General features: G+C 67.6%; 14 protein-coding genes. 2 read left to right on the plus strand and 12 right to left on the minus strand.

Translation table 11 applies throughout. The annotated features are described in order from the left end of the window. Positions 1-54 precede the first annotated feature (54 nt). From ACWGO8_RS05805 to ACWGO8_RS05845, 9 genes are all read right to left on the minus strand, one after another. On the minus strand, positions 55-933 hold the full coding sequence (locus ACWGO8_RS05805; protein WP_452042156.1) for a type II secretion system F family protein: 879 nt from the start codon (positions 931-933) through the stop codon (positions 55-57). Beyond that, the gene (locus ACWGO8_RS05810) at positions 933-1,889 is read right to left on the minus strand and encodes a type II secretion system F family protein (protein WP_452042157.1); all 957 of its coding nucleotides are present in this window, start codon (positions 1,887-1,889) and stop codon (positions 933-935) included. Before ACWGO8_RS05810 ends, ACWGO8_RS05805 begins: the two co-directional genes overlap by 1 nt. After that, positions 1,886-3,400 carry a CpaF family protein gene (locus tag ACWGO8_RS05815; RefSeq protein ID WP_452042158.1) on the minus strand — a complete coding sequence of 505 codons (1,515 nt, stop codon included), beginning with the start codon at positions 3,398-3,400 and terminating at the stop codon, positions 1,886-1,888. The genes ACWGO8_RS05810 and ACWGO8_RS05815 overlap by 4 nt, the downstream gene beginning before the upstream one ends. After that, positions 3,387-4,772, minus strand: a complete 1,386-nt coding sequence (locus ACWGO8_RS05820) for an AAA family ATPase (RefSeq protein ID WP_452042159.1) — start codon at positions 4,770-4,772, stop codon at positions 3,387-3,389. The genes ACWGO8_RS05815 and ACWGO8_RS05820 overlap by 14 nt, the downstream gene beginning before the upstream one ends. Further along, positions 4,769-5,476, minus strand: coding sequence for a Flp pilus assembly protein CpaB (gene cpaB / locus ACWGO8_RS05825; protein ID WP_452042160.1), 708 nt, complete (start codon positions 5,474-5,476; stop codon positions 4,769-4,771). The genes ACWGO8_RS05820 and cpaB overlap by 4 nt, the downstream gene beginning before the upstream one ends. Before the next feature lie 117 nt (positions 5,477-5,593). Beyond that, positions 5,594-6,688: a pilus assembly protein TadG-related protein gene (locus tag ACWGO8_RS05830; RefSeq protein ID WP_452042161.1), complete on the minus strand. Its 1,095-nt coding sequence runs from the start codon at positions 6,686-6,688 to the stop codon at positions 5,594-5,596. Beyond that, entirely contained in the window at positions 6,619-7,014 is a 396-nt protein-coding gene (locus ACWGO8_RS05835) for a TadE/TadG family type IV pilus assembly protein (RefSeq protein ID WP_452042162.1), read from the minus strand. Before ACWGO8_RS05835 ends, ACWGO8_RS05830 begins: the two co-directional genes overlap by 70 nt. A 77-nt stretch (positions 7,015-7,091) precedes the next feature. Further along, positions 7,092-7,292: a Flp family type IVb pilin gene (locus tag ACWGO8_RS05840; RefSeq protein ID WP_452042163.1), complete on the minus strand. Its 201-nt coding sequence runs from the start codon at positions 7,290-7,292 to the stop codon at positions 7,092-7,094. A 239-nt stretch (positions 7,293-7,531) separates the two neighbouring features. Then, positions 7,532-8,182 carry a prepilin peptidase gene (locus ACWGO8_RS05845; protein WP_452042164.1) on the minus strand — a complete coding sequence of 217 codons (651 nt, stop codon included), beginning with the start codon at positions 8,180-8,182 and terminating at the stop codon, positions 7,532-7,534. A gap of 80 nt (positions 8,183-8,262) precedes the next feature. Between ACWGO8_RS05845 and ACWGO8_RS05850 the strand changes: the two genes are divergently transcribed. Then, positions 8,263-8,586 (plus strand): hypothetical protein, encoded by a 324-nt coding sequence (locus tag ACWGO8_RS05850; RefSeq protein ID WP_452042165.1) that lies wholly within the window; start codon positions 8,263-8,265, stop codon positions 8,584-8,586. A gap of 100 nt (positions 8,587-8,686) precedes the next feature. Here ACWGO8_RS05850 and ACWGO8_RS05855 read toward each other — a convergent pair whose 3' ends face one another. The 3 genes from ACWGO8_RS05855 to ACWGO8_RS05865 all read right to left on the minus strand — a co-directional run bounded on the left by ACWGO8_RS05855 (position 8,687) and on the right by ACWGO8_RS05865 (position 12,034). Further along, positions 8,687-10,072 (minus strand): FAD-dependent oxidoreductase, encoded by a 1,386-nt coding sequence (locus tag ACWGO8_RS05855; RefSeq protein ID WP_452042166.1) that lies wholly within the window; start codon positions 10,070-10,072, stop codon positions 8,687-8,689. A 33-nt stretch (positions 10,073-10,105) separates the two neighbouring features. Next, entirely contained in the window at positions 10,106-11,230 is a 1,125-nt protein-coding gene (locus ACWGO8_RS05860; RefSeq protein ID WP_452042167.1) for a polyprenyl synthetase family protein, read from the minus strand. 96 nt (positions 11,231-11,326) lie between these two features. Further along, the gene (locus ACWGO8_RS05865; RefSeq protein WP_452042168.1) at positions 11,327-12,034 is read right to left on the minus strand and encodes a class I SAM-dependent methyltransferase; all 708 of its coding nucleotides are present in this window, start codon (positions 12,032-12,034) and stop codon (positions 11,327-11,329) included. A 153-nt stretch (positions 12,035-12,187) separates the two neighbouring features. On the opposite strand from ACWGO8_RS05865, the gene ACWGO8_RS05870 reads away from it, so the two are divergent. After that, complete coding sequence (locus ACWGO8_RS05870) at positions 12,188-12,472, plus strand: DUF427 domain-containing protein (protein WP_376955688.1); 285 nt, start codon at positions 12,188-12,190, stop codon at positions 12,470-12,472. The last annotated feature ends 16 nt before the right edge of the window (positions 12,473-12,488 follow it).

Genomic DNA, 12,488 nt, shown 5'->3' on the forward strand with positions numbered 1-12,488 from the left:
CCAAGGTCGTGCTTCCAGCCTAGAGAACGCGGATGCCGCGGCGCCGGTGGAGGGTCAGAACCCGCTGAAGGTGTTGATCATGTTGATCGCCGCGGGCGTCAGCAGCACGATGAACAGCACGGGCAGGAGGCAGAAGACCAGCGGGAAGATGATCTTCACTGCGACCTTCATCGCCTGCTCCTCAGCGCGCTGGCGCCGCTTGAGCCGCATCTCGCCGGCCTGCACGCGCAGCACGTCACCGATGGCGACACCGTACTGGTCGGCCTGGATCACCGCGCGGATGAAGCGGCGGAGGTCCTCGACGTTCGTGCGATGCTCGAGCTCGGTGAATGAGTCGCGTCGCGTTCGTCCGATGCTCATGTCCTGCAACACGCGGATGAGCTCCTCCGCGAGGGGGCCCTTCCCATTCCGCGCGGCCTTCGCCATTGCTGCGTCGAACCCCAGACCAGCTTCGACGGCGATCGTCATCTGGTCGAGCGTGTCGGGCAACGCCAACTTGATCGCCTGCTGGCGATCGTGCGCGCGGCTGTTGATGAGCACGTCGGGCAGGAAGAAGAGGAGCGTCGTCCCGCCGATGGCCAGCAGGATCTTCAGAGGCTGAGGTCCGCCGGCGAAGACGAACAGCAGCCCGACGATCGTTCCGAAGACGACGAGGACGACCTTCCACGTGACGATCTTCGAGACCGTCCACCCGACCGGCCGGCCGGCGAAGATCACCTGCTTCTCGAGCCAGCCGATGTAGCCGCGTGGTGCCGCGGCGAGGATCGAAGTCCCGAAGCTGGCGCTCTGCACGCGGCCGAGCGTCGGATGCACCTCGCCGGCCACCTCGGGCTCCGAGGCGGCGCGGGGGCCGGGGAACAGCAGGAAGACGAACACGCCGATCCCGAGCGCAGTCAGGCCGATGGCGACGTAGATGACCCAGGCGAGATCCATCAGAACTTCACCCGCACCGTGAACGACACCCAGATCGTGCCGATGATGAGGAGGATGACCGCGACCACCAGAGCGACGATTCCGAGCGGATGCGTGAAGAAGACGCTGAAGTACGTCGGCTGCACGATCAGGAGGAACAGGAAGACCACGATCGGGAGAGCCACGAGCACGATGGCCGAGAGCCGACCCTCCGCGCTGAGCGCCTTCACCTGCCGGCGGATCTCGTTGCGTTCGCGAATCGTCTTGCCGACCTGGTCGAGCACCTCCGCGAGGTTGCCGCCAGTCTCCTGATTGATCGCGACGGCCTGCGCGACCCATTCGAAGTCGTCACTCTGCATGCGCTGCGCTGTCACCGCAAGTGACTCGGCGAGATTGCGGCCCAGGCGGGTCTCGTTGACGACGCGGGCGAGCTCCTCACTGGTCGGGCTCTCGGCGTCGTTCGCGACGGCGCCGACAGTACGTGAGAGCCCGTGGCCTGCACGAAGCCCACCGGCCATCAGCTGCACGGTGTCATCGACCTGGTCGGCGAACCTCGCGCGTCGCCGCGAGGTTCGCATGTTGAGGATCACCTTTGCGCCGATGGGCGTGAGCACTGCGAAGAGCACGCCCCAGAGCAGCGAGGTTCCGTTCGCGAAACCCAGCAGCACGCCGATGAGCGCGAGGACGCTCGCCGCGGAGGCGACCATGACGACGAAGCCGCCCGGCTCGGACTTGATCCCGGCCATCTCGAGCGCCTCGGGTCCGAACATGCGCCCCGACCGCTTCGAGACGGCACTGTCGACGGCGGCGGTGGTCCGTTGGGTCACCTTGGAGAGCGCAGAGACGTGCTCTACTCCGGGCGCACGTCGACGATCTGCCGCGACCCGCGGGCCGGGCGGCGCGACGATGAAGAAGACGATCACCAGGCCCGCGAGCAGGCAGACCATGAGCCCACTGATCAGGATGACGGGATTCATCGGATCTCCCCGAGCAGTCCGTTGAGATCGGGCTGGAACAGCGCGACCGGCAGCGGGATGCCGTGATCCGCGATCCGTTCGGCGAATCGCGGACGCACGCCGGTCGGCTGGATCGTGCCGCGCAGGCGGCCGTCCTCGTCGTATCCGGGCGAGTAGTCGAACGTGAACGCGTCCTGCAGGGTGATGATCTCACCCTCCATGCCGTGCACCTCGGTGATGTGCGTGACGCGGCGGACGCCGTCCTTGTGGCGGGTGATCTGCACGATGATGTCGATGGCCGACGAGATCTGCTCTCGGATCGCGCGCAGCGGCAGGTCCATCCCGGCCATGAGCACGAGCGTCTCCATGCGGCTCACCGCGTCGCGCGGCGAGTTCGCGTGCAGCGTCGAGATCGATCCCTCATGGCCGGTGTTCATCGCCTGGAGCATGTCGAGGCTCTCCGCACCACGGACCTCGCCGACGACGATGCGGTCGGGTCGCATGCGCAGCGAGTTGCGGACCAGGTCGCGGATCGTGATCTCGCCTCGGCCTTCGATGTTCGCCGGGCGCGACTCGAGGCGCACGACGTGCTCCTGCTGCAGCTGCAGTTCGACCGCGTCCTCGATCGTGATGATGCGCTCGTCGCTCGGGATGAAGGCGGAGAGCACATTGAGGAGCGTGGTCTTACCGGTGCCGGTACCGCCGGAGACCAGGATGTTCATCTTCGCCCGAACAGCGGCGTCGAGCACCGTGGCGACCTCGCGCGTGAGCGTTCCGAACCCGATGAGGTCTTCGACCGTGTACGGGGTGCCGGCGAACTTCCGGATGGTGAGAGATGAGCCGTTGACCGCGAGCGGGGGGATGATCGCGTTCACACGCGATCCGTCTTCGAGGCGCGCGTCGACGAGCGGCGACGACTCGTCGATGCGCCGGCCCACGCGCGAGACGATTCGCTCGATGACCCGACGCAACTGGGCCTCTCCGGTGAATCGGTGCGGCGTCTCGACCAGGCGGCCGTATCGCTCCACGTAGATCTGGTCGTACCGGTTCACCATGATCTCGCTGACCGAGTCGTCCTCGAGCAGTGGCTCCAAGGGACCGTATCCGAGCACATCGGCGCCGATGTCGTCGATGAGCCGGTTGCGTTCGGCGGTGGAGAGGGCGAGCTGCTCGGCAGCCACGATCTCGGCGAGCTCCGCCCGGGCGAGCAGGTGGAGCTGCTCCTCGGTCAGTGTCGCATCGTTCAGCCTCGTACCGATGCGCACGAAGAGTTCCTGGGCGGCCTTCTCCTTGACTGAGGCGAGCGGGTCCACGGCGGCGGAATGCCTGACCAACGGCTGAGCCACCGGCGCGATGGGAGCGACCACGGGCACCGTGGGCGGAGCGTGGAAGAGCGCTTCGGCGGACATTTCCACGTCGACGGTCTCCGGCTCGACCGGAGCGATGTCCGCGAGCGTCGCGACGGGCGGTTCGACCGCGGTCGGTGCAGCCTGCGGGTTGCGGAGCGCATTCAATCGGTCATTCAGGTTCATTCGAGCGCTTCCTTCTGTGGATCTTGGTGCGCTTGGGGTAGGCGTCCGGCGCGATGCGCATGACGATCGTTCGGATGGCTTTGGCTGCAGGGTCGCGGACATCGTCGTGAATCAGCGGGACACCCCGGTTGCTCGCCAGCAGTACTGCCGACGACTTCGGCACCTCTACGTCGACCGGCGAACCGATGATGTTCTCCGCGTCGCGCACGGTGAGCCCGCTCTGCCGGTCGGTCTGGTTGAGCACGACGTGGCGATTGGCGGGCATGAGCTGGAGGGTTCGCAGCAGCTCGAACTCGGTGCGCATCGCCCGCAAAGCCGGCACGCCCATGTTCGTCACGAAGATCGCATCGGTGACGTGCTCGAGCAGAGCGAGTGTGTGCTCGGGAAGACCGGGCGTGGTGTCGACGATGACGTACCGGAAGGTCGTGCGCAGGCGCTCGACGAGTACCCCCAGCGCTGAAGCCGCGATGGCATCCCCCATCTCGGGGGACGGCGCGCTCGCCACCACGAAGAAGCCGTCCTCGTGATGGGTGAGCGCGGTCTTCAGGACGAGCTCGTCGGCGGCGGCGTCGCTCGCCGCCTCGACGATAGTGCTCTCGGGAGTGAGGCCGAGCGCCGCCGTGATGTCGCCGAACTGCAGGTCCGCATCGACCAGCACGACTGAGTTCGGCGCCACCTCGGCGAGTCCCGTCGCCAGGTTGATCGCAATGGTGGTCTTGCCCTGGCCACCTTTGGGAGCGACCACGGCGATGGCCTCGCTCGGCACGCCTGATTCGAGCGGCGGGAACTCCCACTCCTGAGCGGGCGGCGCCTGCGTGAGCTGGTCGAATGGAACCTCCCGCTCGAGGAGTTCGGCCGATTCCGTGTCGGCCGGCGCATCTTCGACGACATCATCGCCAGTCGGCACGAACGGCGCCGACACCAGCGCTGCCAGGACTTCGTCGGGGGTCTCGACGGATTCGTCGTCAGCGACCTCGAAGTCCTGCTCGTCCGCGCGGCCGTTGGCGACCAACCAGGTCGACAGCCGATCGATGAGCTCAATAGTCGTCTCGTCGGTCGCGAGTGGGCTCAGCACGGCGTGGAGCGCCAGCTCGTCGACCCAGTCCTCGAGATCAGAGCGCTGTTCACGGACGACGACGAGCCCGATGTCGGGATGACGGTGCGTGAGCTCACGCGCGAGCCCGCGGGTCTCCTCGAAGTTCAGGACGGGGCCGAGCAGGGCGATGCGAGGTGAATCGTCGATGCGGTCGATGACCGCCCCCACGCCGAAGGTGAGGAACTCGCCCGCGACGACGGCAAGCCGATCGCCGAGCAGGCCCCGCATCCGGGACTCGTACTCGGCCGATCGGCTGACGAGCAGGAAGGGGGTCACTGCCAGGCGTTGTTTCCGTCGACGGGTCGGGTCCCGCTGTTGTCGGTCTGGTCGTTCTCGAGCGTGAGCCACATCTGCGCGTAGTCGGCCGACTCGCCCTCGGCGAACCACACCCAACGCTCGATGTCCGGGGCAGACAACGCGATCGTGACCATGATGGCGTCCTGGGAACTCTGTTCCTCGGTCTCACCCGAATCCGGATCGGCAACGACGACGCCCTGCACCTTCGTGACGAGCACGCCATGGAATGCGAAGCTCGTCACCGGGTTGATCACGTCCTCGGCATCGCCGATCTCATCGGGGTCCACCGTGCCGACCAGCCCGATGTAGTCGCCTGCCCGTACCTGACCCCCGACGACGCGGTCGGCCGGAAGGGTGAACGAGACGAGTTGCATTCCCGGCGGGATGGTCACGTCGCCGCGGGCCGCCAGTTCAGCGGGGTCGACGAAACGCGCCGAGAGCAGCTGTTCTCCGGGAAGGACGTCGGCATCGGCGACGAGGCCGGTGAGTTCCTCGAGGCCAGCGGGATCCGTGATCGCGCCATCGACGAGGTTCCGAGCCTGGACGCTGTCGAGGCGAACGTAGTCCTGGACGGCGTCCCCGGCAGTGCCCTTGGGAATGACGTCCTGGACGATGTACACGTCCGTCAGCTCGACGCCTTCGGCGGCACGCGCATCGGAACCTCGAACGTACGTGACGAGCACGAATGCGCCGACCGCGGCGAGGATGAGGGCGACGATCGCCCCGATGATTCGGGTCTTCATTTCAGGTCCTTGGGTGGTGCGACGCGATGACTCGCGTGGGGTAGGGACTGGCGGACGTCAGCCGATCAGGCGGATGGTGGGTTTCGGAGGCGCGAGCACCCACGAGTCATCCGCGGTGATGTACTTGATGAAGCGACCCTCGAACCCGAGGGAGCCCCAGTCCTTCGGCATCGTGCATTTGTAGCCCGACTTGCATTCGTCGATCTGGTTGCCGCCGGTGTTCTTGACGTGCACGCCCATGATCTCGAACGCGGCGAACTTCGAGATGCAGTACGCCTTGCCGGCCGGCGCTGGGCCCGGGCAGACACTCGCGAGCGAGTACACCGGGACGAGGAGCGTGCGACCGACGAAGCAATAGAAGAGCTTCTCGAAGTTCGTCTTGTACTTGTTCGGGATCGTCGAGAGGTTGCACCCGATCTGGGTGGCCGCAGCCGCCAACTCTTCGTTCGTGATCGTGCACTTGCCGGTGTTGCCGGTCGTGATGGTCGTGAACTCCAGGAGCGTCACGTCCTTGATGCAGGACGGCTTCCCATCGTCGAGCCAGCCGAATCCTCCGGGAACCGACCCTGGACACGGCTCGTTGTCGATCGGGATCCACTTGATCGGGCCGGTGCCCGTCGGCACTGCGCACTCGCCGATCGCGAACGGAACGACGGTGGCAGCGGTTCCCATCTCCCATTCGGCCGTCGCGCCCGCCCGCACCGTCGTCGAATCGTCGCCGTTGATGATGGACTGGAGGAAGTGTGGGAACTCGGCGGTCGCAGAGACCGTCACCCGGTTGTTCGCAAGATCGAGGTTGTCGATAGCCGCAGCACCCGAGACCGGGATTCCGGCATTGCCCGAGACGAACGAGGACGCGGTCGCGGGTGCGGAGGCATTGCAGGTGCTCTCGTTGGTGCCACACGACTGCGCAACCGCAAGCGCTGCGGCGTCGGCTGCGTTCTGCAGCTGCGTCCGCTCTGCGTGCTGGGCGGAGATATCGAGCGCCAACGCCCCGAACCCCATCATCGGAACGAGCAAGAACACGATGAGCACGGCGTTCGCGCCACGCTCATCCCGGGCGAGTGCCCGCAACCGTTCAGCTATCCCTCGCATGGCATCTTCCCTGTGGCGCTCAATTCGATGGGGCTGTTCAGGACCGACCCGAACCATTCCGTGATGGACCCAGGCGAGACGCTGATGTCCGAGGTCACGTAGCCTCCGGTGCCGCAGTTCACCACCACGTCGATGCTCGCCGCCGACCAGTCGACCATGCCGGGGATCGCCGTTGCCTGCGCCTTCGCCTGCGTCACCACGTCGGCATCCTTGTGATGCACAGCCGCGTAGCGCGCCGAAATCCGTGCTCCGTCGGCCAACGTCGCCTGAATGTTCCACAGTCGAGAGAACTCGATCACCGTGATCAACAGCATGATCACGAGCGGGAAGACCAGGGCGAACTCGACCGCGGCGGCACCCCGCTCGCGTTCTCGTCTAAGCAAGATTCACCCCTTACGGCCGATGGGGGTTCGGGATGCCAATGCTTCCCGAACCCCGCGAACCGCAGTTATGCGATGACTCAGCCGACCGTCCGGCCGTTCATCCACGTACCGATCTTCGCGACGAAGGTGTCGAGGATCGGGGTGAGGGCGACGGCGGCGACGACGAGCGCGATGGCGACGAGGCCGAGCACGAGGGCGTACTCGGTCGCGGTCGCGCCCTCGTCTTCGCTGCGGAGGGAGTTGATGCGCGCCTGCAGGCGCGAGTATGCCTTGAGCATTGCAGGATCCTTCGGGTTTAAGGGTGGTGCTGTGCCTCAGCGGGTACTGAAGGCTGATTGAAGGTAACCGTGCGTATGCATGGTGAGCCATGCCCCCGTTTGGGGGTGTGAGAGCGTTTGCAGCACACGGACCTATCAGGAAGCCCGGAAAATCAGGGGTTCATCGTTTGTCGGTCCCCCGCTCTGGGGGTACGTTCGTGTACCCCAAGGGGGTTGACACGACGAATCTGCAAGCGGGTTCAAGGGCCGACGAACAACAGCGCGATCAGGGCGCCGGCGAGCATCGAGGGCCCGAACGGGATCGATCCACGCAGCGTCACACGCCGCAAGATCAGCGCGACGATGGCTACCAGCCCGCCGACCACGAATGCGGCGAGCAATCCGATCAACCACGCGTTCAGCCCGAACCACCCGAGCAGCAGCCCGATCACGAGGGCGAGCTTCACGTCCCCCATGCCCATCGACGAGGGCGAGATGAGCGCGAGCACGAAGTAGACGACGAACATCCCAGCCGACCCGGCAACCGCCCAGAGCAGCGGGATCCACTCCCCCGACACCCAAGTAGGCGGCACGAGCATGACCCCGACGACCCCGAGCGTCGGGAAGATGACCGCATTCGGGAGCCGCTTCTCGGCGAGGTCGACGAGGGCGAGCACCGTGGATGCGGCGGCGAACACGAGCAGAGCAGGCAGGATCCACGCGAGCCCGAACCGCAGCGCGAGCGCACCGAACGTGACGGCGGTGATCACGGCGCCGGCGATGCGGACGGTGCGCAGCGGCATCGGCTCGCCCTGGGTCGAACGCTGGGTCCAGGCAGCGAGCGGCCACCATCCGAGGGCGGCCCCCACGATGGCCGCGACCACGGCGATGGTCACGGTCTCGAGCGGCATGATGTGCAGCGTAGCGGCTCGACGCATCGACAGCGGGCGCGTGGGCTGACACAGTGGGGTGACGACGCGAAGGGGGCGAGATGGCCAGCGAGGTTGAGCTCACGTACGAAGCGGTCACGCGCGAGCTGCTCATGGACGAGGACTACGACGTCGACCTGACGCCCGACGGGCTGCTCGTGAAGGGCCGGCTGTTCGCGTTCCTCGACGGCGAGGACCTCGTGGTCGAGCTGCCCGAGTCACGCTCGACCGACCTGCAGAAGCGCGGGATCGCCATGGCGTTCCATTCGACGAAGGGTGGCGACAGCCGCAACTGGGTGCGGGTCGCCGACCTGCAGCTCTGGTCGGAGCTGGCCCGGGAGGCGCACCAGTTCGTCGGCGAGCCGCCGGTCGGGCATCAGTCGTAGGTCCCGGGGGCGCGGTTTCGAGACGCGTCCGGCTGCGCCGGGCGCTCCTCAACCAGCGGGGGTCCGGCTGCGCCGGGCGCTCCTCAACCCGCGAACGCGGCTAGCTCGCGAGCTCGTCGCGCGAGATCGTGACCATCTCGTCGCGGGGCACGACCTTCACGCGCGCCCGACCCTCTGCTGCGCCGAGCGCGAGCTCGTGCTCGTCGAGGCGGTGCCAGCCGTCGAGGTCGGTCCACTCGATGCCGCGCGACTCGAGGAGCTCGATCACCGACTCCTCCGAGGGCGACTCGGGCCGCCACCAGTTGCCGAGGTCATTGATGACGTGCTTGATGGTCTCCATCGCGTCGGACTTCGTGTGCCCGATGAGGCCGACCGGTCCGCGCTTGATCCACCCGGTGGCGTAGACGCCGTACATCTGGCGGGCCTCGCCCGTCTCCTTGTCGCGCATCAGCACTTGGCCCTCGTGGTTCGGGATGACCCCGAACCGCTTGTCGAAGGGGATGCCGGGCAGCGGCGAGCCGAAGTAGCCGACCGCGCGGTACACCGCCTGCACGGGCAGCTCGCGGACCTCACCGGTTCCGACGACGCCGCCCGCGCCGTCGGGAGCGGTGCGCTCCCAGCGGATGCCGCCGACGCCACCGTCGCCGTTGCCGAGGATCTCGAGCGGCTTCGCGAAGAAGTGCAGGTGCAGCCGGCGCGACGCCTGGCCGACCTCGCGCTGGCGCCACTGGTTGAGCACCTTGTCGATGACGAAGACCTGCTTGTTGCCCGAGACGGCGGCACGGGCCGCGTCGTCGTAGTCGAAGTCCTCGTCGTAGAGGATCATGTCGACGTCGCGCAGCTCACCGAGCTCGCGAAGTTCGAGCGGGGTGAACTTCACCGACGTCGGGCCGCGGCGGCCGAAGATGTGCACGTCGGTCACGGGCGACGCGGCGAGGCCGGCCGCGACGTTCGCGGGGATCTCGGTGGGCATGAGGTCCTCGACGTGCTTGGCGAGCACGCGGGCGACGTCGAGCGCGACGTTGCCGTTCCCGATGACCGCGACCTCCTTCGCCTCGAGCGGCCACGTGCGCGGGAAGTCGGGGTGCCCGTCGTACCAGGCGACGAAGTCCGCGGCGCCGTACGATCCGTCGAGCTCGTGGCCCGGCACGTTCAGCGACGCGTCGCGCACGGCGCCGGTCGCGAAGATCACCGCGTTGTAGTGGTGCTTGAGGTCGTCGAGCGTGATGTCGGTGCCGAACCGCACGTTGCCGAAGATGCGGATGTCGCCGCGGTCGAGCACCTCCCGCAGGGCGGTGATGATGCCCTTGATGCGGGGGTGGTCGGGCGCGACCCCGTAGCGCACGAGTCCGTAGGGCGCGGGCAGATGGTCGAAGAGGTCGATCGAGACGTCGAAGTTCCGCTCGGCCTTCAGCAGGATGTCGGCGGCGTAGATGCCGGCGGGGCCGGCTCCGACGATCGCGAGTCGCAGCTTGTTCCTCGTCACGGGCGTGGTCTCTCCATCAGGTCTGGCTGTCGATCAGCTCTGTCGCTCCACGATCGTCTCGGCGAATCGCGTGAGCGCCTTCTTCACGCTGCCCTCGGGCAGCGGCGCGAGCGCATCCACGGCCTCGCGCGCCCACCGGTGGGCCTCAGCGAGCGTAGCGCGCGTGGCCTCGTGCTCGCGCAGCTCGGCCACGATCGCGTCCACGGATCGACGGGACGGCACGATGCGCGCGGCCTGCGTGTTCGTGTCGTGCGGGTCGAACGCGGTGGCGGGCTCGGCGACGGTCACCACGTCGCGCTTGATGCGGCGCAGCAGGTCGGCGGATGCGGCATCCGTGCGTGCGAGCTCATCGAGACGCAGCAGCGGCAGCGTGACCACCCCGGCGCGCAGGTCGGTGCCCGGAACCTTGCCGGTCTCCTCGGGCTGCGGCGAGAGGTCGATGACATCGTCGATGAGCTGGAACGCCACGCCGATCTTCTCGCCGAACTCGACGATCGGCTTCTCGAAGGCGGGGTCGGCGCCGGAGAACACGACCCCCGACTGCGCAGCCGCCGCGATGAGGGAGCCGGTCTTGTCGGCGAGCACCTGGATGTAGTGCGCGATCGGGTCGTCGCCGTTGGTGGGCCCGACCGTCTCGTGCAGCTGGCCGAGCACGAGCCGCTCGAACGTGTCGGCCTGCATGCGGATCGCCCGCTCGCCGAGGCTCGCCATGAGCTGGCTCGCGCGGGCGAACAGCAGGTCGCCCGTGAGGATCGCGACCGAGTTGCCCCACACCGTCTGCGCGCTCGGCACGCCGCGGCGGCGCTCCGAGTCGTCCATGACGTCGTCGTGGTACAGCGAGCCGAGGTGCGTGATCTCGATGGCCTCGGCCGCGGTGACGACGTCGTCGGTGACGCCCGCCCCGAGCTGCGCCGTGAGCAGCGTCAGCATCGGACGTACGCGCTTGCCGCCCGCCTCGAGCAGGTAGCGCGTCGAGACGTCCGCGATCGAGTCGGCGAAGCTCACCTCGCGCAGGAGGCCGGCCTCGACGCGCTCGATGCCGTCGTCGATCGCACGCGCCATGGCCCGGTCGGCGGATGACGCGAAGACCCGCTCGCTCAAGCCGAGATTCGCGGCGAGCGCGGAGCCGCGTCGGGCGACCGGACTGCTCGGTTTCACGTTCCCCAGCCTACCGGTGCGGTTCCTGTGAGCCGTGTCGATGACGGCGAGCGGATGCCCCGCGACTCGCCGTTCGGGCGATGGCGCCGGCGCTACTCAAGCGAACGGCTTGCGTGCCCGGTGCAGCGCGACGATGCCCATCGAGAGGTTGCGCCACTCGACGTCGACCCATCCCGCGTCGCGGATCCAGCCGGCGAGCGTGCGCTGGTCGGGCCACGCGTTGATCGACTCGTTGAGGTACTCGTAGGCGGTGTCGTTCGAGCTCGACAGCTTCACGAGCGACGGCATCACGTAGCGCTGGTACGCGTGGTACCCGGTCTTCACGACCCCTGCGGGCGGGTGCGAGAACTCGCAGATGACCAGGCGTCCGCCGGGCTTCGCGACGCGGAAGAACTCCGCGAGCGCCTGCTTCGGCTCGTTCACGTTGCGCAGGCCGAACGAGATCGTGACGGCGTCGAACTCCTCGTCGCCGAAGGGGAGCTTCGTGGCATCCGCCTCGACGAAGACGATGTTCGGCATGCCCGCCTGACGACGGCGCCCGACCTCGATCATGCCGGGCGAGAAGTCGGCGGCCACGACGGATGCCCCGGACTTCGCGAGGCTGGCGCTCGACGTGCCGGTGCCCGCCGCGACGTCGAGGATGCGCTCCCCCGCCTTCGGCGCGACGGCCTTCGTCGTGGCGACGCGCCACAGCGGCGCATTGCCCACCGAGAGCACGTTGTTCGTGCGGTCGTAGCGGGCCGCGACCCGGTCGAACATGGCCGAGACCTGGTCGGGATCCTTGCCGAGGTCCGCGCGTGTCATCCCTCGAGTCTACGGCGCGCACGCCCGCCGTTCAGGCGCGGTCGGCCCGCCTGCGAAGGTCCTGAGTGCGCTGCATGCATCGGAATGCAATCGGATGCCGCGGCGTTCCAACACCCGGAAGCTATGCGGGCGGACGCCCGCGGGGAGGAATCCATGAAGGCCATCTGGAACGGCGCGGTGATCGCGGAGTCCGACGACACGATCGTGGTCGAGGGCAACCACTACTTCCCGCGCGAGTCGCTCGTCGACCAGCACTTCTCGTCGAGCGGCAACCGGAGCGTCTGCCACTGGAAGGGCACCGCCAGCTACTACCACGTCGAGGTCGATGGCCAGCGCAACCCGAACGCAGCCTGGTTCTACCCGACGCCCTCCGAGGCGGCTACCGAGATCGCCGGCCACGTCGCCTTCTGGCACGGCGTGGAGGTCGTCGCCGCCTAGCTCCGACGTAGGCTGG

This window comes from Agromyces sp. NPDC055661 (assembly GCF_053618135.1).